At 60.0% G+C, this 22,933-nt stretch carries 26 protein-coding genes; 16 read left to right on the forward strand and 10 right to left on the reverse strand.

Annotated elements, in window-relative coordinates; translation table 11 throughout:
- Positions 1-14: 14 nt before the first annotated feature.
- The 10 genes from AWM79_RS03215 (at position 15) to hisC (ending at position 8,033) form a co-directional block, all read left to right on the forward strand.
- On the forward strand, positions 15-824 hold the full coding sequence (locus tag AWM79_RS03215; RefSeq protein WP_017130675.1) for an ATP-binding cassette domain-containing protein: 810 nt from the start codon (positions 15-17) through the stop codon (positions 822-824).
- Complete coding sequence (mlaE, locus tag AWM79_RS03220) at positions 824-1,621, forward strand: lipid asymmetry maintenance ABC transporter permease subunit MlaE (RefSeq protein WP_060782142.1); 798 nt, start codon at positions 824-826, stop codon at positions 1,619-1,621. The genes AWM79_RS03215 and mlaE overlap by 1 nt, the downstream gene beginning before the upstream one ends.
- Positions 1,621-2,088 (forward strand): outer membrane lipid asymmetry maintenance protein MlaD, encoded by a 468-nt coding sequence (gene mlaD / locus AWM79_RS03225; protein ID WP_017130677.1) that lies wholly within the window; start codon positions 1,621-1,623, stop codon positions 2,086-2,088. The genes mlaE and mlaD overlap by 1 nt, the downstream gene beginning before the upstream one ends.
- Before the next feature lie 11 nt (positions 2,089-2,099).
- A complete protein-coding gene (locus tag AWM79_RS03230) occupies positions 2,100-2,759 on the forward strand; it encodes an MlaC/ttg2D family ABC transporter substrate-binding protein (protein ID WP_017130678.1) in 660 nt (219 codons plus the stop codon).
- Complete coding sequence (locus AWM79_RS03235; RefSeq protein ID WP_017130679.1) at positions 2,752-3,057, forward strand: STAS domain-containing protein; 306 nt, start codon at positions 2,752-2,754, stop codon at positions 3,055-3,057. The genes AWM79_RS03230 and AWM79_RS03235 overlap by 8 nt, the downstream gene beginning before the upstream one ends.
- Positions 3,058-3,171: 114 nt before the next feature.
- Positions 3,172-3,411: a BolA family protein gene (locus AWM79_RS03240; protein ID WP_017130680.1), complete on the forward strand. Its 240-nt coding sequence runs from the start codon at positions 3,172-3,174 to the stop codon at positions 3,409-3,411.
- 24 nt (positions 3,412-3,435) lie between these two features.
- A complete protein-coding gene (gene murA / locus AWM79_RS03245) occupies positions 3,436-4,701 on the forward strand; it encodes a UDP-N-acetylglucosamine 1-carboxyvinyltransferase (RefSeq protein WP_017130681.1) in 1,266 nt (421 codons plus the stop codon).
- A 169-nt stretch (positions 4,702-4,870) separates the two neighbouring features.
- The gene (hisG, locus tag AWM79_RS03250; RefSeq protein WP_017130682.1) at positions 4,871-5,506 is read left to right on the forward strand and encodes an ATP phosphoribosyltransferase; all 636 of its coding nucleotides are present in this window, start codon (positions 4,871-4,873) and stop codon (positions 5,504-5,506) included.
- A 140-nt stretch (positions 5,507-5,646) separates the two neighbouring features.
- Positions 5,647-6,984: a histidinol dehydrogenase gene (gene hisD / locus AWM79_RS03255; protein WP_060782143.1), complete on the forward strand. Its 1,338-nt coding sequence runs from the start codon at positions 5,647-5,649 to the stop codon at positions 6,982-6,984.
- Entirely contained in the window at positions 6,981-8,033 is a 1,053-nt protein-coding gene (hisC, locus tag AWM79_RS03260) for a histidinol-phosphate transaminase (RefSeq protein WP_060782144.1), read from the forward strand. Before hisD ends, hisC begins: the two co-directional genes overlap by 4 nt.
- A gap of 131 nt (positions 8,034-8,164) precedes the next feature.
- Here hisC and algW read toward each other — a convergent pair whose 3' ends face one another.
- On the reverse strand, positions 8,165-9,322 hold the full coding sequence (algW, locus tag AWM79_RS03265) for a Do family serine endopeptidase AlgW (protein WP_017130685.1): 1,158 nt from the start codon (positions 9,320-9,322) through the stop codon (positions 8,165-8,167).
- Between the two features lie 101 nt (positions 9,323-9,423).
- On the opposite strand from algW, the gene AWM79_RS03270 reads away from it, so the two are divergent.
- The 3 genes from AWM79_RS03270 to cysN all read left to right on the forward strand — a co-directional run bounded on the left by AWM79_RS03270 (position 9,424) and on the right by cysN (position 13,266).
- Entirely contained in the window at positions 9,424-10,182 is a 759-nt protein-coding gene (locus tag AWM79_RS03270) for a Nif3-like dinuclear metal center hexameric protein (protein WP_060782145.1), read from the forward strand.
- Between the two features lie 254 nt (positions 10,183-10,436).
- Positions 10,437-11,354, forward strand: a complete 918-nt coding sequence (cysD, locus tag AWM79_RS03275) for a sulfate adenylyltransferase subunit CysD (protein WP_017130687.1) — start codon at positions 10,437-10,439, stop codon at positions 11,352-11,354.
- Between the two features lie 13 nt (positions 11,355-11,367).
- Complete coding sequence (gene cysN / locus AWM79_RS03280; protein WP_060782146.1) at positions 11,368-13,266, forward strand: sulfate adenylyltransferase subunit CysN; 1,899 nt, start codon at positions 11,368-11,370, stop codon at positions 13,264-13,266.
- Positions 13,267-13,345: 79 nt separating this feature from the next.
- On the opposite strand, the gene AWM79_RS03285 is transcribed toward cysN, so the two are convergent.
- Genes AWM79_RS03285 through AWM79_RS03295 form a run of 3 tightly spaced genes read right to left on the reverse strand, consistent with a single transcriptional unit; the run spans position 13,346 to position 16,744 of the window.
- Complete coding sequence (locus AWM79_RS03285) at positions 13,346-14,251, reverse strand: acyltransferase (RefSeq protein ID WP_017130688.1); 906 nt, start codon at positions 14,249-14,251, stop codon at positions 13,346-13,348.
- Positions 14,252-16,351, reverse strand: coding sequence for a phosphate acetyltransferase (gene pta / locus AWM79_RS03290; protein WP_017130689.1), 2,100 nt, complete (start codon positions 16,349-16,351; stop codon positions 14,252-14,254). It abuts the gene before it with no gap.
- 54 nt (positions 16,352-16,405) lie between these two features.
- Positions 16,406-16,744: a DUF3565 domain-containing protein gene (locus AWM79_RS03295; protein WP_074861796.1), complete on the reverse strand. Its 339-nt coding sequence runs from the start codon at positions 16,742-16,744 to the stop codon at positions 16,406-16,408.
- Here AWM79_RS03295 and AWM79_RS03300 point away from each other — a divergent pair.
- Together AWM79_RS03300 and AWM79_RS03305 are read left to right on the forward strand one after the other, a co-directional pair.
- Positions 16,713-17,198, forward strand: coding sequence for an FKBP-type peptidyl-prolyl cis-trans isomerase (locus AWM79_RS03300; RefSeq protein WP_017130691.1), 486 nt, complete (start codon positions 16,713-16,715; stop codon positions 17,196-17,198). The two genes, AWM79_RS03295 and AWM79_RS03300, sit on opposite strands and share 32 nt — an antisense overlap.
- 135 nt (positions 17,199-17,333) lie before the next feature.
- A complete protein-coding gene (locus AWM79_RS03305; protein ID WP_017130692.1) occupies positions 17,334-17,816 on the forward strand; it encodes a glutathione peroxidase in 483 nt (160 codons plus the stop codon).
- A gap of 39 nt (positions 17,817-17,855) precedes the next feature.
- On the opposite strand, the gene AWM79_RS03310 is transcribed toward AWM79_RS03305, so the two are convergent.
- Together AWM79_RS03310 and cysZ are read right to left on the reverse strand one after the other, a co-directional pair.
- Positions 17,856-19,034, reverse strand: coding sequence for a glycosyltransferase family 4 protein (locus tag AWM79_RS03310; protein ID WP_017130693.1), 1,179 nt, complete (start codon positions 19,032-19,034; stop codon positions 17,856-17,858).
- A 133-nt stretch (positions 19,035-19,167) separates the two neighbouring features.
- Positions 19,168-19,917 (reverse strand): sulfate transporter CysZ, encoded by a 750-nt coding sequence (gene cysZ / locus AWM79_RS03315; RefSeq protein ID WP_017130694.1) that lies wholly within the window; start codon positions 19,915-19,917, stop codon positions 19,168-19,170.
- A gap of 315 nt (positions 19,918-20,232) precedes the next feature.
- Here cysZ and trxB point away from each other — a divergent pair, with 315 nt between their 5' ends.
- A complete protein-coding gene (trxB, locus tag AWM79_RS03320; RefSeq protein WP_017130695.1) occupies positions 20,233-21,180 on the forward strand; it encodes a thioredoxin-disulfide reductase in 948 nt (315 codons plus the stop codon).
- An 81-nt stretch (positions 21,181-21,261) separates the two neighbouring features.
- Here trxB and AWM79_RS03325 read toward each other — a convergent pair whose 3' ends face one another.
- From AWM79_RS03325 to folE, 4 genes are all read right to left on the reverse strand, one after another.
- On the reverse strand, positions 21,262-21,600 hold the full coding sequence (locus AWM79_RS03325; protein ID WP_017130696.1) for a HopJ type III effector protein: 339 nt from the start codon (positions 21,598-21,600) through the stop codon (positions 21,262-21,264).
- Positions 21,597-21,890 carry a DUF1244 domain-containing protein gene (locus tag AWM79_RS03330; protein ID WP_017130697.1) on the reverse strand — a complete coding sequence of 98 codons (294 nt, stop codon included), beginning with the start codon at positions 21,888-21,890 and terminating at the stop codon, positions 21,597-21,599. The genes AWM79_RS03325 and AWM79_RS03330 overlap by 4 nt, the downstream gene beginning before the upstream one ends.
- A gap of 93 nt (positions 21,891-21,983) precedes the next feature.
- Complete coding sequence (gene folX, locus AWM79_RS03335) at positions 21,984-22,355, reverse strand: dihydroneopterin triphosphate 2'-epimerase (RefSeq protein WP_026013040.1); 372 nt, start codon at positions 22,353-22,355, stop codon at positions 21,984-21,986.
- 2 nt (positions 22,356-22,357) lie between these two features.
- A complete protein-coding gene (gene folE / locus AWM79_RS03340; protein WP_060782147.1) occupies positions 22,358-22,918 on the reverse strand; it encodes a GTP cyclohydrolase I FolE in 561 nt (186 codons plus the stop codon).
- Between the last annotated feature and the right edge of the window lie 15 nt (positions 22,919-22,933).

Consider the following 22,933-nt stretch of genomic DNA (forward strand, 5'->3'; position numbering starts at 1 on the left):
CGCAAGGAGTTTAGATGAGCGCCGATAACGCCTACGCTGTCGAGCTGAAGGGTGTCACCTTCAAGCGCGGCGCGCGCAGCATCTTCAATAATGTCGATATTCGTATTCCGCGAGGCAAGGTTACCGGCATCATGGGACCTTCCGGGTGCGGCAAAACCACTCTGTTGCGGTTGATGGGTGCCCAGTTGCGCCCCAGCCGCGGCGAGGTGTGGGTCAACGGTCAGAATCTTCCGGCGTTATCTCGCGGGGACTTGTTCGATGCCCGCAAGCACATGGGTGTTCTGTTCCAGAGCGGCGCGCTGTTCACCGATCTCGATGTCTTCGAAAACGTTGCCTTTCCGCTGCGGGTACACACCGAACTGCCGGAGGAGATGATTCGCGATATCGTCCTGCTCAAGTTGCAGGCGGTCGGTCTGCGCGGCGCGGTCGACCTGATGCCCGATGAGCTGTCCGGCGGCATGAAGCGTCGTGTGGCGCTGGCACGGGCGATTGCCCTCGATCCGGGAATTCTCATGTATGACGAGCCTTTCGTCGGCCAGGACCCGATCGCCATGGGCGTGCTGGTGCGCCTGATTCGCCTGCTCAACGACGCGTTGGGGATTACCAGTATCGTCGTCTCCCATGACCTGACGGAAACCGCGAGCATTGCCGACTACTTGTATGTGATGGGCGACGGACAGGTGCTGGGGCAAGGCACGCCCGAAGAATTGATGAACGCCGATAACCCGCGTATTCGCCAGTTCATGACCGGCGATCCAGACGGTCTCGTGCCGTTCCATTACCCGGCGCCGGACTACCGCGCAGATTTGTTGGGGAAGCGCTGATGCGCAAGAAATCATTAATCGAGAGAGTTCGTCTGTTCGGCCGTTCGGGCATCGATGTGCTCGCGGTGCTTGGGCGTTCGACGTTGTTTCTGTTTCATGTGCTGTTCGGTCGTGGCGGAATCGGCGGTGGCTTCGGCCTGCTGATCAGACAACTGTACTCGGTAGGGGTGATGTCCCTGGTAATCATCGTCGTGTCCGGGGTGTTCATCGGTATGGTGCTGGCGCTACAGGGGTTCAATATCCTTTCCAGCTACGGTTCCGAGCAGGCGGTGGGGCAGATGGTCGCCCTGACGTTGCTGCGCGAGCTGGGGCCGGTAGTCACCGCTTTGCTATTCGCCGGCCGCGCTGGTTCGGCGTTGACCGCGGAAATCGGCAACATGAAATCCACCGAGCAGCTTTCCAGCCTGGAGATGATCGGCGTCGATCCACTCAAGTATATTGTCGCGCCACGGCTATGGGCCGGCTTCATCTCCCTACCGTTGCTGACGATGATTTTCAGTGTGGTCGGGATTTGGGGTGGTTCGTGGGTGGCGGTGGACTGGTTGGGTGTCTACGATGGCTCGTACTGGGCCAATATGCAGAACAGCGTGACCTTCAACGGTGACGTGCTGAACGGGATTATAAAAAGTATCGTGTTCGCCTTCGTGGTGACCTGGATTGCCGTGTTTCAAGGCTACGACTGTGAACCCACTTCAGAAGGGATCAGTCGTGCCACGACCAAGACCGTGGTCTATGCCTCCCTGGCAGTCCTCGGCCTGGACTTTATTCTGACTGCCTTGATGTTTGGAGATTTCTGATGCAAAACCGCACCCTGGAAATCGGTGTCGGCCTTTTCCTGCTGGCTGGCATCCTGGCTTTGCTATTGCTGGCGTTGCGGGTCAGTGGGCTGTCCCCGACGGCAAATACCGAAACCTACAAACTTTATGCCTATTTTGACAATATCGCCGGATTGACTGTCAGGGCTAAGGTGACCATGGCCGGTGTCACCATCGGCAAGGTCACGGCAATCGATCTGGACCGCGACAGTTTCACCGGCAGAGTGACCATGCAAGTCGAAAAACGCGTGAACAACCTGCCGACTGACTCCACCGCGTCTATCCTCACCGCGGGCTTGCTCGGTGAGAAGTACATCGGTATCAGCGTGGGCGGGGAAGACACCTTGCTCAAGGATAGTGGAACTATTCATGACACCCAGTCGTCGTTGGTATTGGAAGACCTGATCGGTAAATTCCTGCTCAATACCGTTAACAAAGACGCCAAATGAGGAATTCTTCCATGATCTCTACCTTGCGCCGTAGTCTTTTGGTGCTGCTTGCGTCGCTGCCGCTGATGGGCAATGCCTCGGCGGCAGTTTCTGCCCACGACCTGATACAAGACACCACCAATCGGATGTTGGCCGACCTGTCGGCGAACAAGGAAAAGTACAAGCAGAACCCGTCGGACTTCTACAACTCGTTGAACACCATCGTCGGCCCGGTGGTGGATGCCGAAGGCATTTCCAAGAGCATCATGACGGTCAAATATTCGCGCAAGGCGACACCCGAGCAGATGCGTCGCTTCCAGGAAAACTTCAAGCGCGGGCTGTTCCAGTTCTACGGCAATGCCTTGTTGGAGTACAACAACCAGGGCATCACCGTCGATCCGCCGAAGGATGAGTCGGGTGACCGGACCAGCGTCGGCATGACCGTCAAAGACAACCACGGTACGGTCTACCCGGTGTCCTACACCCTTGAGAAGATCAACGGTGAATGGAAGCTGCGTAACGTGATCATCAACGGTATCAATATCGGTAAGCTGTTCCGCGACCAGTTCGCCGATGCCATGCAGCGCAACGGCAACAACCTGGACAAGACCATCGACGGCTGGGCCAGTGAAGTGGAGAAGGCCAAGGTCGAATCCGAGAAAAACCCACAGAAGAGTAGCGGCGGTGAGTGAGGCCAGCATTCGCCTCGGCGAACCGGGTGAAGTACACCTGGCGGGTGTGCTCGATTACACCACCGGCCCGGCTTTGCGCAAGCAGGGCCAGGCGCTGATCAAGGCTAGCGAAGCGCCGGCCCTGGTGGTCGACTGCTCGGCCGTGGAGAAGTCCAGCAGCGTCGGCCTGGCCCTGCTACTGGCGTTCATGCGGGACGCGGCGCAGGATGGCAAGTCGTTGAGCATTCGCGCGATGCCTCTGGACATGCGTGAAATCGCCGAAGTTTCCGAGCTGACGGAACTGTTGGCTGTCCATTAATTGCCACAAGCAGACAAGCCCCCCATCGGAGTCCTGCAATGCGGGGTTCGCAGGCGCGGGGCTTTTTTGTATGATGGCCGACCCGCGCGCGTTGGGCGCCGATTGAGGTTGAGCATGCAGGCCACCGAAGTAAAGAGTTTCCTTGAAGCAAAGCTGCCAGGAACTCAGGTTGAAGTTGAGGGCGAGGGCTGTAATTTTCAGCTGAATGTGATCAGCGACGAACTGGCGGCATTGAGCCCGGTCAAGCGTCAACAGCAGGTCTATGCCCATTTGAACCCGTGGATCACCGATGGCAGCATCCACGCGATCACTATGAAATTTTTCAGCAGCGCGGCCTGGGTCGAGCGCACCTGAGCCTGAATTGGCGTCGAGATTCCTATGGATAAACTGATTATTACCGGCGGTGTTCGTCTTGATGGCGAAATCCGCATTTCCGGGGCGAAAAACTCTGCCCTGCCTATCCTGGCCGCCACCCTGTTGTGCGATGGCCCGGTCACTGTCGCCAATCTGCCGCACCTGCACGACATCACCACCATGATCGAGCTGTTCGGGCGCATGGGCATTGAGCCGGTGATCGACGAAAAACTCTCCGTGGAAATCGATCCGCGCACCATCAAGACGCTGGTGGCACCTTACGAGCTGGTGAAAACCATGCGTGCCTCGATCCTGGTGCTAGGCCCGATGGTTGCCCGTTTCGGCGAAGCCGAAGTCGCCTTGCCTGGCGGTTGCGCCATCGGTTCGCGTCCGGTTGACTTGCACATCCGTGGCCTTGAAGCCATGGGCGCGATGATCGATGTGGAAGGCGGCTACATCAAGGCCAAGGCGCCGGAAGGCGGTCTGCGCGGAGCGAACTTTTTCTTCGATACCGTCTCCGTGACCGGTACCGAGAACATCATGATGGCTGCGTCCCTGGCCCGTGGTCGCAGTGTGCTGCAGAACGCCGCGCGCGAGCCGGAGGTGGTCGATCTGGCGAACTTCCTGATCGCCATGGGCGCGAAGATCTCTGGCGCCGGTTCCGACACGATCACCATCGATGGTGTGGAGCGCCTGCATTCGGCGACCTACAAGGTCATGCCGGACCGTATCGAAACCGGCACCTACCTGGTGGCCGCTGCTGTCACTGGCGGGCGGGTGAAGGTCAAGGATACCGATCCGACCATCCTCGAAGCCGTCCTGGAAAAGCTCAAGGAGTCCGGCGCGGTGATCACCACCGGCGAAGATTGGATCGAGCTGAACATGCATGGCAAGCGGCCCAAAGCGGTCAACGTGCGTACCGCGCCGTACCCGGCGTTCCCGACCGACATGCAGGCCCAGTTCATCTCCCTCAACGCCATTGCCGAAGGCACTGGTGCGGTGATTGAGACCATCTTCGAAAACCGTTTCATGCACGTGTATGAACTGCATCGCATGGGCGCCAAGATCCAGGTCGAAGGCAATACCGCGATCGTCACCGGCACCGAGATCCTCAAGGGCGCTCCGGTCATGGCTACCGACCTGCGGGCTTCGGCCAGCCTGGTGATTTCGGCGCTGGCCGCCGAAGGCGATACGCTGATCGATCGTATCTACCATATCGACCGTGGCTACGAGTGCATTGAAGAGAAGCTACAGATGCTCGGTGCCAAGATCCGCCGCGTTCCGGGCTAGTCCCACGTTCCACTGAAGGCGCGAGCTTGGCTCCTGCAGTGGAGCGGCGTAGGGATACGCCAACCATTGGTTTTACGCGTCGAGCCTGTATCATTGCAGGCTCGATCTATGTCCGGCGCCCGTTGTCGCCGGGCATGAGTATCCTGATTTAAGGACCTAGGTTTCCCCCATGCTGACCATTGCACTGTCGAAGGGCCGCATCCTCGACGATACCCTGCCGTTGCTCGCCGAAGCGGGTATTGTGCCGACCGAGAATCCGGACAAGAGTCGCAAGCTGATCATTCCCACGACCCAGGCCGACGTGCGCCTGCTGATCGTTCGCGCCACTGATGTGCCGACCTATGTCGAGCACGGTGCCGCCGACCTCGGCGTTGCCGGTAAGGATGTGTTGATGGAGTACGGTGGCCAGGGCTTGTACGAGCCACTGGACCTACAGATCGCCCAATGCAGACTGATGACCGCCGGGGCCGTCGGCGCGGTAGAGCCCAAGGGCCGCCTGCGGGTGGCGACTAAGTTCGTCAATGTCGCCAAGCGTTACTACGCGGAGCAGGGGCGTCAGGTCGATATCATCAAGCTGTATGGTTCGATGGAGCTGGCGCCGCTGATCGGTCTGGCCGACAAAATCATCGACGTCGTCGACACCGGCAACACCCTGCGGGCCAACGGCTTGGAGCCCCAGCAACTGATCGCGACCATCAGCTCGCGCCTGGTGGTGAACAAGGCCTCGATGAAAATACAACATGCCCGCATTCAGTCCCTGATCGACACCCTGCGCAAGGCAGTGGAGTCGCGACACCGCAGTTGATTCACATGCGCGGCCTTGAGTCGCGCCCATCTATCCGTGTCATAGCCAGAATTCTCAGGTGCCCGCGCGGATGGCTTGGTAGGCTGGGGCGCCTGAGATTTGCTGTTCCCAAGCATTCGCCAATTATTGAGGCCCTCGCTATGACCACGTCCACCGCTATTCGCCGACTCAACGCTGCCGACCCGGATTTCGCCCATCATCTGGATCATCTGCTGAGCTGGGAAAGTGTGTCCGATGACTCGGTCAACCAGCGGGTGCTGGATATCATCAAGGCGGTACGCGAGCGCGGCGATGCCGCCGTGGTCGAATTCACCCAGCGTTTCGACGGCCTGCAGGTTGCCTCGATGGCCGACCTGATCCTGCCACGCGCGCGCCTGGAACTGGCCTTGACCCGGATCAGTGCGCCTCAGCGCGAGGCGCTGGAAAAAGCCGCCGAGCGTGTGCGCAGCTACCACGAGAAGCAAAAGCAAGAGTCCTGGAGCTACACCGAAGCCGATGGCACCGTGTTGGGCCAGAAGGTCACGCCACTGGATCGCGCCGGCCTCTATGTCCCTGGCGGCAAGGCGTCTTACCCGTCATCGGTACTGATGAACGCGATCCCGGCCAAAGTGGCCGGTGTCACTGAGGTGGTGATGGTGGTCCCGACCCCACGCGGCGAGATCAACGAGCTGGTACTGGCGGCGGCTTGTGTCGCCGGCGTCGACCGCGTATTCACCATCGGTGGCGCGCAAGCGGTCGCCGCATTGGCCTATGGCACTGAAAGTGTGCCGAAAGTCGACAAGGTCGTCGGCCCGGGCAATATCTATGTGGCGACCGCCAAGCGCCATGTGTTCGGCCAGGTCGGCATCGACATGATCGCCGGCCCGTCGGAGATCCTGGTGGTCTGCGACGGCCAGACCGACCCGGACTGGATTGCCATGGACCTGTTCTCCCAGGCCGAACACGACGAAGACGCCCAGGCGATCCTGGTCAGCCCGGACGCCGCGTTCCTCGATCGGGTGGCGGTGAGTATCGCCAAGCTGCTGCCGACCATGGAGCGGGCCGCTATCATCGAAACCTCGATCAACGGTCGCGGTGCGCTGATCCAGGTACGCGACATGCAGCAGGCGATCGAAGTGGCCAATCGCATCGCGCCGGAACACCTGGAACTGTCGGTCGCCGACCCACAGGCCTGGTTGCCGCAGATCCGCCACGCCGGGGCGATCTTCATGGGACGTCACACCAGCGAGGCCCTGGGTGATTATTGCGCCGGTCCCAATCACGTCCTGCCGACGTCGGGTACCGCACGCTTCTCGTCGCCTTTGGGCGTGTATGACTTCCAGAAACGTTCATCGATCATCTTCTGCTCTGAACAGGGCGCCTCGGAACTGGGCAAGACCGCTTCGGTGCTGGCCCGTGGCGAATCCTTGACCGCCCATGCCCGTAGCGCGGAATACCGGATCGTCGCCGATGACAACGTACAGGGGAAACCAGCATGAGCAAGTTCTGGAGCAAGTTCGTCAAGGACCTGGTGCCCTATGTGCCAGGTGAGCAACCGAAGCTGAGCAAGCTGGTCAAGCTCAACACCAATGAAAATCCCTACGGCCCTTCACCCAAGGCCCTGGCGGCGATGCAGGCCGAGGTCAACGACAATCTGCGCTTGTATCCGGACCCCAACGGCGACCTGCTCAAGCACGCCGTAGCCGAGTACTACGGGGTGCAGACCAACCAGGTGTTTCTCGGCAACGGTTCCGACGAAGTCCTGGCGCACATTTTCCACGGTCTGTTCCAGCAGGATAAGCCGCTGCTGTTCCCGGATATCAGCTACAGCTTCTATCCGGTCTATTGCGGCCTGTACGGTATCGACTACGCCGCGCTGGCGTTGGATGAGCAGTTCCAGATCCGTGTCGCCGACTACGCCCGGCCTAATGGCGGGATCATCTTCCCTAACCCGAATGCGCCGACCGGCTGCCTGCTGGCGTTGGAAGCGGTCGAACAGATCCTCAAGGCCAGCCCCGATTCGGTCGTGGTGGTGGACGAGGCCTATATTGACTTTGGCGGTGAAACGGCCATCAGCCTGGTCGACCGTTTTCCGAACTTGTTGGTGACGCAGACCTTGTCCAAGTCACGTTCGCTGGCGGGCCTGCGGGTCGGGCTGGCGGTCGGGCATCCCGATTTGGTGGAAGCCCTGGAGCGGATCAAGAACAGCTTCAACTCCTACCCGCTGGACCGTATGGCGATTGCCGGCGCGGCGGCGGCGTTCGAGGACCGGGAATATTTCCGGCAGACTTGCAACAAAGTCATCGAAAGCCGCGAGTGGCTGGTGGCACAGTTGCAGACCAAAGGCTTCGAGGTATTACCGTCGGCGGCTAACTTCATCTTCGCCCGGCACCCGCGGCACGATGCGGCGGCGTTGGCGGCCAAGGTGCGTGAGCAGGGAGTGATTGTCCGTCACTTCAAGCAGGAGCGCATTGCCCAGTTCCTGCGGATCACCATTGGTGCGCCGGAGCAGAACCAGGCGTTGATCGACGCGCTGGGCGATCTCTGACGGATCGGGACGCTATCCGCCTGAAGCCCAACGCGATCTTGTGGCGAGCCCACTCGCCACAACTCTCGACCCGGCTTGAGATCGGCTCTGAACTGACTCAGTGAGCCAAACGCTGTTCTTGCGATGCTGTGTTATTCCTCTTCCTGCGGGGGCATCTGCTGCGGCGGACGCAAGCCGATTTCCGCGGTCAGCTTCAGTTCCTTGCCATTGCGCAGCACCTTAATCGCCACTTTGTCGGTCGGTTTGATCCGCGCCATCTGGTTCATCGAGCGACGACCGTCATTGGCGGGCTCGCCGTTGATGCTCAGGATCACATCACCCAGTTGCAGGCCGGCCTTCTGTGCCGGACCGTCACGGAAAATCCCCGCCACCACGATTCCCGGACGCCCGCTCAAGCCGAACGACTCGGCGAGTTCCTGGGTCAATGGCTGAACTTCGATACCCAGCCAGCCACGAATCACCTGGCCATGTTCGATGATTGCCTTCATTACCTCGACGGCTAGATTGATCGGAATCGCAAAACCGATACCTTGGGAACCGCCGGACTTGGAGAAGATCGCAGTGTTGATCCCGGTCAGGTTGCCATTGGCGTCCACCAGCGCGCCGCCGGAGTTACCGGGGTTGATGGCGGCGTCGGTCTGGATGAAGTCTTCGTAGTTATTCAGGCCCAGTTGGTTGCGCCCGGTAGCGCTGATGATGCCCATGGTGGTGGTCTGGCCGACCCCGAATGGGTTGCCAATGGCCAGGGCGATATCGCCGATGCGGATCTTGTCCGAGCGGCCGATGGTGATCGACGGCAGGTTCGGCAGATCGATCTTGAGTACCGCCAGATCGGTCTCCGGGTCGCTACCAATCACCCGGGCCAGCGTCTCGCGACCGTCCTTGAGCGCCACAACGATCTGATCGGCGCCGGCGGTCACGTGGTTGTTGGTCAACAGATAGCCCGTCGAACTCATGATCACCGCCGAGCCCAGGCTTGACTCCATGCGTTTCTGCTTGGGCAGGTTATCGCCAAAAAAACGCCGGAACTGCGGGTCATCGAACAATGGATGGCTGTTCTTGTTGACCATTTTCGTGGTGTACAGATTGGCGACCGCCGGGGCCGCGAGGTCCACTGCATCGGCATAGGACACTGGGCCCTGCTGGACCGTCGCGGTCTGCGGGGCTTGTTGCAGGTTCACATCCTTATCCGGCAGCCCGACCCACTGTGGGTAACGCTGAATAATCAACAAAGCAATCAGCACGCCGACCAGCAGCGGCCAGCCAAAAAAACGCAGAGCCTTGAGCATTGAGCAAGTCCTGGGAGGTTGCAGGCCATGTCGGACGGCCCATAATGTCGCGCATTATACGAGGCTGCGAGCGCCTCTGAACGGGATATTCAGGAGTTTTTATGGCTGTTGCACTCAGTACCCTGGTGGAAGAGGCGGACCGCTTCCTTGGCAGTTCGCGAATCAGTGATTATTGCCCCAATGGTTTGCAGGTCGAAGGCCGGCCACAGGTCACGCGGATCGTCAGCGGAGTCACCGCCAGCCAGGCGCTGCTCGATGCGGCGGTCGAGACCGGAGCTGACCTGATACTGGTGCATCACGGTTATTTCTGGAAGGGCGAAGACCCTTGTGTGGTGGGCATGAAACAGCGTCGACTCAAGACCCTGCTCAAGCACGATATCAGTCTCCTGGCCTATCATCTGCCGTTGGACCTGCATCCAGAGGTGGGCAACAACGTGCAACTGGCCCGCCAACTGGACATCACCGTTGAAGGTCCGTTGGATCCCGACAACCCGAAAGTCGTCGGTCTGGTGGGCTCTCTGAGCGAGCCGATGACACCGCGCGACTTTGCCCGCAAGGTCCAGGATGCCCTGGGGCGCGAACCGCTGCTGATCGAAGGCAGCGAGATGATCCGACGGGTCGGCTGGTGTACCGGTGGTGGCCAGGGTTATATCGATCAGGCGGTGCGGGCCGGGGTCGATCTGTACCTGAGCGGCGAGGCCTCCGAGCAGACGTTCCACAGCGCCCGGGAAAACCACATCAGCTTTATCGCCGCCGGTCATCATGCCACCGAGCGCTATGGTGTACAGGCTCTGGGCGACTACCTGACCCGGCGGTTTGCCCTGGAACACCTGTTTATCGATTGTCCGAATCCAATCTAGAGCGGGTTTGGTCTGGGTGGCATCCGACGAAGTGGGCGCCATGGCCGGATGGCTTGCGTAGTGCAAGTACGCGCTTTGGTGGGCATCGCCCCACAAGCCCTGCCTCTTCCAGGACAATGCGCCCAACCGCGGCGGTATATTATTATACCGTTTCGATCTAGTGGGTCCCCTCAATAGAATAGGTCGCTGTGCTAGCATGCCTCGCTCGAACACGGCCCGCTGGCCGTCCATAAGAACGCTTTTCGTGAGTAGCCATGGTCGACAAACTGACGCATCTGAAACAGCTGGAGGCGGAAAGCATCCATATCATCCGCGAGGTGGCCGCCGAGTTCGATAACCCGGTGATGCTGTATTCCATCGGTAAAGACTCCGCCGTGATGCTGCACTTGGCGCGCAAGGCGTTTTTTCCGGGCAAGCTGCCGTTTTCGGTGATGCATGTGGACACCCGCTGGAAATTTCGGGAAATGTACAGCTTTCGCGACAAGATGGTCGCCGAGCTTGGCCTGGACCTGATCACCCATGTAAATCCTGACGGCGTGGCGCAAGGCATCAACCCCTTCACTCACGGCAGCGCCAAGCACACCGATATCATGAAGACCGAGGGCCTCAAGCAGGCCCTGGACAAGTACGGCTTCGACGCGGCCTTCGGCGGCGCCCGGCGTGACGAGGAGAAATCCCGTGCCAAGGAGCGCGTGTACTCCTTTCGCGATGGCAAGCACCGCTGGGACCCGAAGAACCAGCGCCCGGAGCTGTGGAACGTCTACAACGGCAGGGTCAACAAGGGCGAGTCGATCCGCGTCTTCCCGCTGTCGAACTGGACCGAGCTAGACATCTGGCAGTACATCTATCTCGAAGGTATCCCGATCGTGCCGCTGTATTTCGCCGCCGAGCGTGAAGTCATCGAGAAGAACGGCACCCTGATCATGATCGACGATGAGCGGATCCTTGAGCATCTTTCCGATGAGGACAAGGCCCGCATCGTCAAGAAGAAGGTGCGTTTCCGTACCCTTGGCTGCTACCCGTTGACGGGCGCGGTGGAGTCCGAGGCTGAAACCCTCACGGACATCATTCAGGAAATGCTCCTGACGCGAACTTCCGAGCGCCAGGGCCGGGTCATCGATCACGATGGCGCCGGTTCCATGGAAGACAAGAAACGTCAGGGCTATTTCTAAACAGGGTTTAAGCATGTCGCATCAATCTGATTTGATCAGCGAGGACATCCTCGCCTACCTGGGCCAGCACGAGCGTAAAGAACTGCTGCGTTTCCTGACGTGCGGTAACGTCGACGACGGCAAGAGCACCCTGATCGGGCGCCTGTTGCACGACTCCAAGATGATCTACGAAGATCATTTGGAGGCCGTCACCCGCGATTCGAAGAAGGTCGGCACCACCGGTGACGATATCGACCTGGCGTTGCTGGTCGACGGCCTGCAGGCCGAGCGCGAGCAGGGCATCACCATCGACGTTGCCTACCGCTACTTCTCCACCGCCAAGCGCAAGTTCATCATTGCCGACACTCCCGGTCATGAGCAGTACACGCGCAACATGGCCACCGGTGCTTCCACCTGCGACCTGGCGATCATCCTGGTGGACGCCCGCTACGGCGTGCAGACCCAGACCCGTCGCCATAGCTTTATCGCCTCCCTGCTGGGAATCAAGCACATCGTTGTCGCCATCAACAAGATGGACCTCAAGGATTTCGATCAGGGTGTGTTCGAGTCGATCAAGGCCGACTACCTGAAATTCGCTGATGGCCTGAAGATGAAGCCGTCGAGCATGCACTTCGTGCCGATGTCGGCCTTGAAAGGCGACAATGTGGTGAACAAGAGCGAGCGTTCGCCGTGGTACACCGGCCAGTCGCTGATGGAAATCCTCGAAACCGTGGAAGTGGCAGGCGACCGCAACTTCACCGACCTGCGTTTCCCGGTGCAGTATGTCAATCGACCGAACCTGAATTTCCGCGGTTTTGCCGGCACCCTGGCCAGCGGCATCGTCAAGAAAGGCGACGAGGTGGTTGTGCTGCCGTCGGGCAAGACCAGCCGGGTCAAGTCGATCGTCACTTTCGACGGAGAGTTGGAACACGCCGGTCCCGGCCAGGCCGTGACGCTGACCATGGAAGACGAGATCGATATCTCCCGTGGCGACTTGTTGGTGCATGCCGACAACGTGCCACCGGTGACCGACAGCTTTGAGGCCATGTTGGTCTGGATGGCCGAGGAGCCGATGCTGCCGGGCAAGAAGTACGACATCAAGCGCGCCACCAGCTACGTGCCGGGTTCGATTGCGAGCATCGTCAACAAGGTCGATGTGAACACCCTCGAAGAAGGCCCGGCCAGTGCCTTGCAACTGAACGAGATCGGCAAGGTCAGGGTTGCCCTGGATGCCCCGATTGCCCTGGACGGTTACGACAGCAACCGCACCACGGGCGCGTTCATTGTCATTGATCGCTTGACCAATGGCACCGTGGGCGCCGGTATGATCGTCGCTCAGCCGCTGGCCCATGGCAGCGCCACGCACCATGGCAAGCTGGCCCATGTGGCGACCGAGGAGCGCGCCCAGCGCTTTGGCCAGCAGCCGGCAACTGTGCTGTTCACCGGGCTGTCGGGCTCGGGCAAGAGCACTCTGGCTTATGCCGTGGAGCGCAAGCTGTTCGATATGGGTCGAGCGGTGTTCGTCCTGGACGGCCAGAACCTGCGCCACGACCTGAACAAGGGCCTACCGCAAGATCGTGTCGGACGCACCGAGAACTGGCGACGTGCCGCCCACGTGGCGCGCCAGTTCAACGAAGCGGGTCTGCTGACCCTGGCGGCGTTTGTTGCGCCGGATGCCGAAGGCCGTGAACAGGCCAAGGCGCTGATCGGCGGTGGGCGCCTGCTCACGGTCTATGTCCAGGCATCGCCGCAGGCCTGCCAGGAGCGTGACCCCCAGGGCCTGTACGCAGCGGGTGGCGACAACATTCCGGGGCTATCTTTCCCCTACGACGTGCCGCTCAATGCCGAGCTGGTGATTGATACGCAATCGTTGTCGCTGGAAGACAGCGTGAAGAAGGTGCTGGAGTTGCTGCGCCAGCACGGCGCGATCTAAGCATTGCCGGCATTGAAAAAGCCCGCTGTCGAGTAATCGACAGCGGGCTTTTTGCTGGCGCCATAACCGCCTTTATGGCTCAAGAACTGGCTGGATATTCACGGTGCATCTGTGCCAGCAGTGCATCTTTGTTTTCCCATAGTTGGTTGATCCAGCCTTGGAACGCCAGGCGGTACTCGCCGTCCTGGTCATAGTTCCCTCCGATGAACTGCGGCGGGATCTGCAGCTCTTCGAAATGCACCACCACGTCCCGCACGTTGCCGCATAACAGGTCCCAATAGCCAGGTGTTCCCCCTGGATAATGTAGGGTCACATTGATGATGGACTCCAACTGCTCGCCCATGGCATCCAGCACAAAGGCGATCCCACCGGCCTTGGGTTTGAGCAGGTAACGGAATGGTGATTGCTGCTGCGCGTGTTTGCCTGGGGTAAAGCGTGTGCCTTCGGCAAAGTTGAAGATAGCCACCGGGTGGTTGCGAAACTTCGCGCAGGTCTTGCGGGTGGTTTCCAGGTCCTTACCCTTTTTTTCCGGGTGCTTGTGCAGATACGCTTTGGAGTAGCGCTTCATGAAAGGAAAACCGAGGGCCCACCAGGCCAGGCCGATCACCGGTACCCAGATCAGTTCCTGCTTGAGAAAGAACTTCAATGGACGGATCTTCCGGTTGAGAACGTACTGCAGGACCATGATATCGACCCAGCTCTGGTGGTTACTGGTCACCAGATAGGAGTGCTGGTAGTCCAGGCCTTCCAGGCCGCTGACATGCCAGCGAGTGTGCCGGACCCAGCGCATCCAGACCTTGTTGTGGCTGATCCAGACCTCATGGATATGGTTCATCAACCAGTCGCTGAAACGCCGCGTCAAGACAAAAGGCAGGGCCTTGAACAGCGCCACGCAGAACAAGAACGAGCACAGCAGGAGGGTATTGAACGCCAACAGTAGGGAGGCAATCACGCCTCGCAACGGGGCCGGGAGGAAGCTGATCATTTAGATATCCACAGGTCGGTTGGCGGCTTGGATCGCGGTCAGGGCGATGGTGTAGACGATATCGTCCACCTGGGCGCCCCGTGGCAGATCGTTGACCGGCTTGCGCAGGCCTTGCAGCATCGGTCCCAGGCTGACGCAGTCGGCGCTACGTTGCACGGCTTTGTGGGTGGTGTTGCCGGTGTTCAGATCGGGGAACACGAACACCGTGGCGCGACCGGCGACCTGACTGTTGGGAGCCAGTTGCCGGGCGACATTTTCGTTGGCGGCGGCGTCGTACTGCAACGGGCCGTCGATCAACAAGTCGCGCTGAGATTCGTGCGCCAACAAGGTGGCTTCGCGAACCTTCTCGACTTCCTCGCCGCTGGCCGATTCACCACTTGAATAACTGATCATCGCCACCCGTGGGGTGATGCCGAACGCCTGTGCCGAGTCGGCACTCTGCAGGGCGATTTCCGCCAGCTCGGCAGCGGAGGGGTGCGGGTTCATCACGCAGTCGCCGTAGACCAGCACCTGCTCGGGGAACAGCATGAAGAACACCGACGAGACCAGGGAGCGGCCCGGCGCGGTCTTGATCAGTTGCAGGGCCGGGCGGATGGTGTTCGCGGTCGAGTGGATCACCCCGGACACCAGGCCATCGACCTCGTCCAGGGCGAGCATCATGGTGCCGATCACCACGGTGTCCTCCAACTGCTGCTCGGCCATGGGCGTATTGAGGCTCTTGCTCTTGCGTAGGGCGACCATGGGCTCGGCATAACGTCCGCGAATCTCGTCCGGGTCGAGAATCTCCAGGCCCGGTGGTAGTTCGAAACCGTGAGCCTGGGCAACCGCCGCGACATCCGCCGGTTTGGCCAACAGGACGCAACGGGCGATGCCCCGCGCCTGACAGATCGCCGCAGCCTGGACCGTCAACGGTTCGCTGCCCTCGGGCAGGACGATACGCTTGTTGGCTTGCTGGGCTCGCTGGATCAACTGATAACGGAATACCGCCGGTGTCAGGCGCATTTCCCGTGGAGTGCCGCAGCGTTGGTGCAGCCATTGAGCATCGAGGTGGCCGGCGACGAAGTCGGTGATGATTTCCGCCCGCTCACGGTCATCGATGGGAATTTCCTTGTTCAGGCTGTTGAGTCGATTGGCGGTGTCGTAGGAGCCGGTACTGACCGACAACACCGGCAGGCCGGCCTGCAAGGCGCCGCGACACAGCTCCATGAGGCGCGGGTCGGGCTTGGTGTCGCTGGTCAGCAGCAGGCCGGCCAGGGGCACGCCATTGAGCGCCGCCAGGCTGACGGCGAGGATGATGTCGTCGCGGTCGCCTGGCGTTACTACCAGCACGCCCGGCTTGAGCAATTGCAGGGTATTGAGCACGGTGCGGGCGCAGATGATGATGTTCGACATGCGTCGGGTTTCATAGTCGCCGGCGTTGAGCACCTGGGCTCCCAGCAGGTCGGCGACATCGCGGGTACGCGGGGCGTTGAGCTCCGGCTGGTACGGAATGCAGCCCAGTAGGCGGAAGTCCCCGCTGCGCAGCAACGGCGAGTGCTCCTTGAGGCGAGCGGCAAAGTCTTGCATGCTTTCCTCGGTACGCACCTTGTTGAGGATCACGCCGAGGACCTTCGGGTCCTTGGGACCGCCAAACAACTGCGCTTGTAACTCCACTCGGCCGGACAGTTCGGTCAGCACTTCGTTTTCCGGCGTCGAGACCAGGATCACCTCGGCATCCAGGCTTTTGGCCAGATGCAGGTTGACCCGCGCGGCATAGCTGGCGCTGCGGGTCGGGACCATGCCTTCGACCACCAGCACATCCTTGTCGACGGCGGCCCTCTGGTAGAGCGTAATGATTTCTTCCAGCAGTTCGTCGAGCTGGCCGTCGCCAAGCATCCGTTCGACATGAGCCAGACCCAGTGGCTGTGGGGGCTTGAGGCCATGGGTGCGGGCCACCAGTTCGGTCGAGCGCTCAGGTCCGGTATCACCCGGATGCGGCTGGGCAATGGGTTTGAAAAAGCCGACTTTCAGGCCGGCGCGTTCCAGTGTCCGTACCAGCCCGAGGCTGATCGAGGTCAGACCCACGCCAAAATCGGTGGGCGCGATAAAAAAAGTTTGCATGCCTAGTCTCTAAAGGAGCGAGTGCGAGGATCTATCACTGGCCCATCGCAGGATTCAGACGGCAAGGTTAGCGCTAACCTTGCCTTGTGCGCACCAACCACATGCAAAGGGCTGGCCGATTTTTGCCGCACGCCGGGCGGGATCCAGCACCCAGTCACGGGACTGCCACGGCGGCTGATGGCGCAGATGCTGAGTATGACCGCAGGACAGCTCGACCACCCAGTGTCCGTCCTCATCCTGATGGAAGCCGCTGATGATCGACTGGTTCGTCATGACCCGCCCATCCGGGTTCCGTTCGCTTTCGGATGAATCCTTGTTTAAACTTGTACACTCTTCATTCTTATGCAAAAGGTCTCGCCCCATGCTGATCGCCGCCAATAAGGCTGTCTCCATTGACTATACCCTGACCAACGACGCTGGTGAGGTCATCGACAGCTCTGCCGGCGGCGCGCCGCTGGTCTACCTGCAAGGTGCGGGAAACATCATTCCGGGCCTGGAAAAGGCCCTGGAAGGCAAGGCGGTCGGCGACGAGCTGAGCGTAGCCGTTGAGCCTGAAGATGCCTACGGCGAATACGCCGCCGAGCTGGTCAGCACCCTCAGCCGCAGCATGTTCGAAGGCGTCGACGAACTGGAGGTGGGCATGCAGTTCCACGCGTCCGCGCCGGACGGCCAGATGCAGATCGTGACCATTCGTGATCTGGACGGCGACGACGTTACCGTTGACGGCAACCACCCGCTGGCTGGCCAGCGTTTGAATTTCCAGGTCAAGATCGTCGATATCCGTGACGCCAGCCAGGAAGAAATTGCTCATGGCCATGTCCATGGCGAAGGTGGTCATCACCACTGATTGGTGTTGCCAGGCTCTGCTAGCTGAAGGCGCCCACGGGCGCTTTTTTTAGTCCGACGCGGTTTTTATCTGGAAACCGCTCGGGGTGTCAGGCCACAATGTCGCGACGTCACACGGGAATATCGGGAGTTCGTCATGAGTGTTTTTCACGACCTTACGCTAGAAGCGCTGGATGGCCAGGACCTACCTCTGGCACCCTTCAAGGGGAATGTCGTGCTGGTGGTCAATGTTGCCTCCAAGTGTGGTTTGACGCCGCAGTACGCCGCGCTGGAAAACCTCTACCAGCAATACAAGGATCAAGGCTTGATGGTGCTGGGCCTGCCGTGCAATCAGTTTGCCGGGCAGGAGCCTGGGACCAAAGAGGAAATTCGCGAGTTCTGCAGCCTCAACTATGGCGTGAGCTTTCCGTTGAGCAGCAAGCTGGAGGTCAACGGTCCCGCCCGCCACCATCTGTATCAGTTGCTGGCGGGTGAAGGCGCCGAGTTTCCCGGAGACATCACTTGGAATTTTGAAAAATTCCTGTTGGGCAAGGATGGGCGTGTGCTTGCGCGTTTCTCGCCGCGTACCGCGCCGGACGATCCATCGGTGGTCCAGGCTATCGAGAAGGCCCTGGCCTGATACCCGCTTCCCGTCGGAGCAGGCTTGCTCACCACTGATTTACCTGGCGGCGGGTGTTGCATGGGGTTGCCCATGCTCCGCTTCACAGGCTCCCCGAAGTTGCTTCTCGAACTGTTCGACGATCGCCCGCCAGCCCTGCCGGCTGGCATGCTGGCGGGCATTCAGGCGCACATTGCGTAAGGTTTCCCGGCCCTCGAGCAACCAGCAAGCTGCCTCACAAAAAGCTTCTTCGTCCCCAGGCATTGCCAGCACGCCGTTGTAGCCATGCCGAATATGCTGGGCGGCGGCAGCCTCGTCGTAGGCGACCACCGCTAACCCCGAAGCCAATGCCTCAAGCACCACGTTGCCAAAGGTTTCGGTGAGGCTCGGAAACAGGAACAGATCCCCTGAGGCGTAGTGGGCCGCCAGCGCTTCGCCGCGCTGGGTCCCACAGAAGAGTGTCTCAGGCAGGTTTGCTGCCAGGGAGGTCCGCTGCGGGCCGTCACCGACTACGATCAGCTTCATCACTCGCTGCGGATAAGTCGTCTGCAAAGCCCGGAATGCGCGGACTAGCAGGCCAAGGTTTTTCTCGGTCGCCAGGCGCCCGACATACATCACTGCAATATCGTCCTGTGTCAGTCCCCAGCTTTCGCGCAAGTCGTTCAGCCGTTTGGCCGGGTGGAACAACTGGCTATCGACACCCCTGGATAGCAGCTCCAGTCGTTCGAAGTGTCTGCGCTCCAGCTCCAGACGTTGACTGACACTGGGCACCAGGGTCAACTTGGAACGATTGTGAAACCAGCGCAGGTAATGGGTCAGGGGCCGCGTGAGCATCCCCAGTCCGTACTGGTTGGAGTACTGCTGGAAATTAGTATGGAAACCGCTCACCACCGAAATCCCCAGGCGCCGGGCAGCACACAACGCAGAAAGGCCCAGCGGCCCCTCCGTAGCGATATACAGCACATTCGGACGCTGGTGCTTCCAGCGGCGCAACAACTTGTGCATCGACCACTGTCCCCATTGCAGGCCCGGATAACCGGGCAGTGGCCAGCCGCGGCAGAGCAGCAGTTCGGTGTCGCTGGGGCGGGTCTGGTCGGCGCTTTGGCGCGGACGCACCAGCTCGATGCGGTGACCACGAGCGCGTAGACCGTCACATAGGCGGCCAAGGGTATTGGCCACCCCGTTGATCTCGGGCGGGTAGGTTTCGGTGATCAGGGCGATATGCAGAGGTGTCATCATGCATGAAGTATCGTGCCATGCCGTTGCGACACCGTGGCAGTTGGGTGATGAATTTATGACGGGGCTGTTTTTGCTCTCTTGCGCCGAATTGAACGCCGGAGGCTTGATCGGCTCCGGCGCCATCTGCCTGGTGCTAAGGTTGCGCCAAGGCCTCGTTGCCGCGCTCACGCACCCAGAACAGGGTGGCGCCAGCCACAGCCGCCGGCATCATCAAAATGTTCACCACCGGAATCAGCAGCACCAGGTAAACGATGCCGCCGAAGCTCATGCTCTGCCAGCGCTTCTGGCGCAGCCAGGCGAGCATTTCGTTCCAGCCCAGTTTGTGGTTATCCGCCGGATAGTCGATGTACTGGATCGCCATCATCCACACCCCGAACAGCAGCCACAGCGGCGCGGCAATGATATTCACCACGGGGATGAAAGACAGCACGAACAAACCGAGGGCCCGTGGCAGGAAGTAGCCCAGCTTGCGCATTTCCCGCGCCAGCGTCCGTGGCACCATCGCCAGCAGTTCGGTCCAACTGAAGGCCGGGAAATCATCGGTTCCGCGTACCACCACTTCGACCTTTTCCGCGAGAAATCCATTGAAAGGGGAGGCAATGATGTTTGCCAGCAGGGTGAAGCTGAAGAACACCATCAGTATCACCAGCGCCACGAATAGCGGCCAGAGAATGTAGTTGAGAAAGCTCAGCCAATGGGGCAGGGTCGGCATCAGGTGATCGACCCAGAGGCTGAACTGATGCCCGGCGAAATAGATCAGTCCGACGAACAGCACCAGGTTGATCAGCAACGGCAGCAGGACAAACAGTCGTAGCCCAGGGCTTAGGACCAGCTTGAGGCCCTCGCGCAGGTATTGTGGGCCGGACATGACAGGTGCGGGCATAGCGGGCTCCGAAGCAGGGGAAAACGCGCAGACCTTACCGGCTTTGCACGGGCGGTGAAAGGGCTGATATTTGCGGTAACGTTTTCACTAATAAAGGTGTCGCGCAGGACCTGGTTCAGAATAGAGACCTGCTATGAGCTGGATTGTTATTGCGTACTTCCTTAATCTTCGCTCCCTCGATACGCTACGCATCATTATTTTTCGGGACTGTGTGCTACAAAGCCTTCCCCAAGCGCTTTCGCGGTTCTTTTTTATTCCAGCCGGTTTACCGGGGTTTCGACCCGGTGCCTTATGGGCGATCGATAGGAGTGAGTCATGTCTGAAGTACGCCATTCGCGAGTGATTATTCTCGGTTCCGGCCCTGCCGGTTACAGTGCTGCGGTCTATGCGGCTCGCGCCAACCTCAAGCCGCTACTGATCACTGGCATGCAGGCTGGCGGTCAGTTGACCACCACCACCGAAGTCGACAACTGGCCCGGTGACGTACATGGCCTGACCGGCCCGGTGTTGATGGAGCGTATGCGTGAACACGCCGAGCGCTTCGAAACGGAAGTCATCTTCGACCACATCAATGCCGTGGACCTGGCGAAGAAGCCCTATACCCTGGTGGGCGACAGCGGCACTTTCACCTGCGATGCGCTGATCATCGCCACCGGCGCCAGCGCCCGTTATTTGGGCTTGCCTTCGGAAGAAGCCTTCATGGGCAAGGGCGTTTCCGCCTGTGCTACCTGCGACGGTTTCTTCTATCGCAACAAGCCGGTCGCCGTAGTCGGTGGCGGCAACACGGCGGTGGAAGAGGCGCTGTATCTGGCCAATATCGCCAGCACTGTGACCCTGATTCACCGCCGCGAGACTTTCCGCGCCGAAAAAATCCTGATCGACAAGCTGCACGCCCGCGTCGCCGAAGGCAAGATTGTGCTCAAGCTCAACGCGACTCTGGATGAAGTCCTGGGCGACAATATGGGCGTGACCGGTGCTCGTCTGAAAAACAATGACGGCAGCTTCGACGAGCTGAAAGTCGATGGTGTGTTCATCGCTATCGGCCACACGCCGAACACTTCGTTGTTCGAAGGCCAACTGGCTCTCAAAGACGGCTATCTGGTGGTGCAGAGCGGTCGTGATGGCAATGCGACCGCGACCAGCGTTGAGGGGGTGTTCGCTGCGGGCGACGTGGCTGACCACGTGTATCGTCAGGCAATTACCTCGGCCGGTGCCGGTTGCATGGCCGCGTTGGATACCGAGCGTTATCTGGACGGTCTGTAGATCGCTAAGTTCTGCCAGCCTATCGCACTCAGGCTGGCAGAACTTAGCGCTGGTCGTCGAACCTCGACCAGCGTTCTAGAATCAGCGGCGCTTGAGCGGCTGCGCGGTGAATTCCACGCCCGCCAGGCCGTGCTTGATCAGCGCGCGGATATTGCCGTGGTCACTGCCCTCGGGAGTGGCCAGTACCGAGCGGTAGTGCTCGCCGAATGCCAGCAGCGCTTGCTGATCGCTCAGGCCTTCGAGCAATGCGAGGCCCAGGGTCTTGCACGAACCTTCGTTCTGCCCGGCGGCATTTTCCAGGCCGCCATTGTTGAAAGCCTGTGGCTGGTAGTCGTAGCCCGCGGCGATAAACGCCAAGGTGTCGGCAAAGAGATGCTCGCCACTGTCGAGGCTTGCGCGCAGGGTATTTATATCAGTCATGAATTTTCCTTTTTGGCGAATGTCGCCTGTTGTTCGGCACTGGCTTCTCGCTGGTATTGGGCTTTCCACGCAGCATAAGGCATGCCGTAGACCACTTCATGAGCCTCGTTGAGGCTCAGCGCGATCTGGCGTTCATCGGCTTCGGCCTTGTACCACTTGGACAGGCAGTTACGGCAGAAGCCGGCGAGGTTCATCAGGTCGATGTTCTGGACGTCCTTGCGGCTGTCCAAGTGGGCGACCAACCGACGAAAGGCGGCGGCTTCGACTTCGAGGCGTTCTTGCTCGGTCATGGTGGGCTCTGTGCTTGAAGGGGGAGTTAAACCTAGGCCGCGATGATAAGAGCCTGGCGCGTCGAATGCCAGGTCACTCAAGGGAGCAGTGGCTCAGCGGCTTGCCGCCAGGGTGATCGACACCGACTCGGCGAATCGCAGGGCATGGGGCTTGTCGACTTCGACTTCGGCGTAGAGCACCGGCTCGTTGCTCATGACCAAGTCCAGCAACTCCTGGGTCAAGCGTTCGAGCAGCGCAAAGCGGTTGCCTTCCACATGCTGGATGATCGCTTTGGTGATGGTGCGGTAGTTCAGCGCGTGGTCGATATCGTTGTCGCGCACGGCTTCCTGGGCGGCATACAGGATGGTGAGGTTGATCAGCACATCTTGCTTGTTGAGGATCTCCTCCTCGTTGATGCCGATAAACGTGCGCAGGTTCAGGTCCTTGACCCGGATCCGGGCCATTCCCGGTTGAAGTTGTGGCATCGTTACTTGCTCCGTCCGATCAGTTGCAGGAACTCCATGCGGGTGGTGTTCGAGTCGCGCAAGGCGCCGAGCATCACCGAGGTGTTCATGGTCGAATTCTGTTTTTCCACGCCGCGCATCATCATGCACATGTGCTGCGCTTCGATGACCACCGCGACACCGGGGGCGCTGGTCACTTGCTGGATGGCGTCGGCGATTTCCCGTGTCAGGTTCTCCTGGATCTGCAGGCGCCGGGCGAACATGTCGACGATCCGCACGATCTTCGACAGCCCCAGTACCTTGCCGGTCGGGATATAGGCCACATGAGCCCTACCGATGAAGGGCAACAGATGGTGTTCGCACAGCGAGTACAACTCGATGTCCTTGACGATCACCATTTCGTCGTTGTCGGAAGCGAACAGCGCGCCGTTGACCACTTCATCGAGGTTCACGGAATAGCCGTGACACAGGTACTGCATGGCTTTGGCTGCCCGTTTCGGGGTGTCCAGAAGCCCCTCGCGGTCGGGGTCTTCGCCCAGACCCAGGAGAATCTCGCGATAATGCTCAGGCAACGTAGCGCTCATTGCAATGTTTCCTCG

Origin of the sequence: Pseudomonas agarici (assembly GCF_001543125.1) — a bacterium.
Classification (GTDB): Bacteria; Pseudomonadota; Gammaproteobacteria; order Pseudomonadales; family Pseudomonadaceae; genus Aquipseudomonas; species Aquipseudomonas agarici.

Excerpts from the sequence above, each read along its gene's own strand:
- mlaD (WP_017130677.1), top strand. The coding sequence starts at position 1,621 with ATGCAAAACCGCACCCTGGAAATCGGTGTCGGCCTTTTCCTGCTGGCT.
- murA (WP_017130681.1), top strand. The coding sequence starts at position 3,436 with ATGGATAAACTGATTATTACCGGCGGTGTTCGTCTTGATGGCGAAATC.
- AWM79_RS03325 (WP_017130696.1), bottom strand. The coding sequence starts at position 21,600 with ATGACTGATATAAATACCCTGCGCGCAAGCCTCGACAGTGGCGAGCAT.
- folX (WP_026013040.1), bottom strand. The coding sequence starts at position 22,355 with ATGCCACAACTTCAACCGGGAATGGCCCGGATCCGGGTCAAGGACCTG.
- AWM79_RS03230 (WP_017130678.1), top strand. The coding sequence starts at position 2,100 with ATGATCTCTACCTTGCGCCGTAGTCTTTTGGTGCTGCTTGCGTCGCTG.
- hisD (WP_060782143.1), top strand. The coding sequence starts at position 5,647 with ATGACCACGTCCACCGCTATTCGCCGACTCAACGCTGCCGACCCGGAT.
- AWM79_RS03330 (WP_017130697.1), bottom strand. The coding sequence starts at position 21,890 with ATGACCGAGCAAGAACGCCTCGAAGTCGAAGCCGCCGCCTTTCGTCGG.
- pta (WP_017130689.1), bottom strand. The coding sequence starts at position 16,351 with ATGCAAACTTTTTTTATCGCGCCCACCGATTTTGGCGTGGGTCTGACC.
- cysN (WP_060782146.1), top strand. The coding sequence starts at position 11,368 with ATGTCGCATCAATCTGATTTGATCAGCGAGGACATCCTCGCCTACCTG.
- AWM79_RS03295 (WP_074861796.1), bottom strand. The coding sequence starts at position 16,744 with ATGGAGACAGCCTTATTGGCGGCGATCAGCATGGGGCGAGACCTTTTG.
- mlaE (WP_060782142.1), top strand. The coding sequence starts at position 824 with ATGCGCAAGAAATCATTAATCGAGAGAGTTCGTCTGTTCGGCCGTTCG.
- cysZ (WP_017130694.1), bottom strand. The coding sequence starts at position 19,917 with ATGCCCGCACCTGTCATGTCCGGCCCACAATACCTGCGCGAGGGCCTC.
- AWM79_RS03300 (WP_017130691.1), top strand. The coding sequence starts at position 16,713 with ATGCTGATCGCCGCCAATAAGGCTGTCTCCATTGACTATACCCTGACC.
- AWM79_RS03270 (WP_060782145.1), top strand. The coding sequence starts at position 9,424 with ATGGCTGTTGCACTCAGTACCCTGGTGGAAGAGGCGGACCGCTTCCTT.
- AWM79_RS03215 (WP_017130675.1), top strand. The coding sequence starts at position 15 with ATGAGCGCCGATAACGCCTACGCTGTCGAGCTGAAGGGTGTCACCTTC.
- folE (WP_060782147.1), bottom strand. The coding sequence starts at position 22,918 with ATGAGCGCTACGTTGCCTGAGCATTATCGCGAGATTCTCCTGGGTCTG.
- AWM79_RS03240 (WP_017130680.1), top strand. The coding sequence starts at position 3,172 with ATGCAGGCCACCGAAGTAAAGAGTTTCCTTGAAGCAAAGCTGCCAGGA.
- AWM79_RS03285 (WP_017130688.1), bottom strand. The coding sequence starts at position 14,251 with ATGATCAGCTTCCTCCCGGCCCCGTTGCGAGGCGTGATTGCCTCCCTA.
- algW (WP_017130685.1), bottom strand. The coding sequence starts at position 9,322 with ATGCTCAAGGCTCTGCGTTTTTTTGGCTGGCCGCTGCTGGTCGGCGTG.
- hisG (WP_017130682.1), top strand. The coding sequence starts at position 4,871 with ATGCTGACCATTGCACTGTCGAAGGGCCGCATCCTCGACGATACCCTG.
- cysD (WP_017130687.1), top strand. The coding sequence starts at position 10,437 with ATGGTCGACAAACTGACGCATCTGAAACAGCTGGAGGCGGAAAGCATC.
- AWM79_RS03310 (WP_017130693.1), bottom strand. The coding sequence starts at position 19,034 with ATGATGACACCTCTGCATATCGCCCTGATCACCGAAACCTACCCGCCC.
- hisC (WP_060782144.1), top strand. The coding sequence starts at position 6,981 with ATGAGCAAGTTCTGGAGCAAGTTCGTCAAGGACCTGGTGCCCTATGTG.
- AWM79_RS03305 (WP_017130692.1), top strand. The coding sequence starts at position 17,334 with ATGAGTGTTTTTCACGACCTTACGCTAGAAGCGCTGGATGGCCAGGAC.
- trxB (WP_017130695.1), top strand. The coding sequence starts at position 20,233 with ATGTCTGAAGTACGCCATTCGCGAGTGATTATTCTCGGTTCCGGCCCT.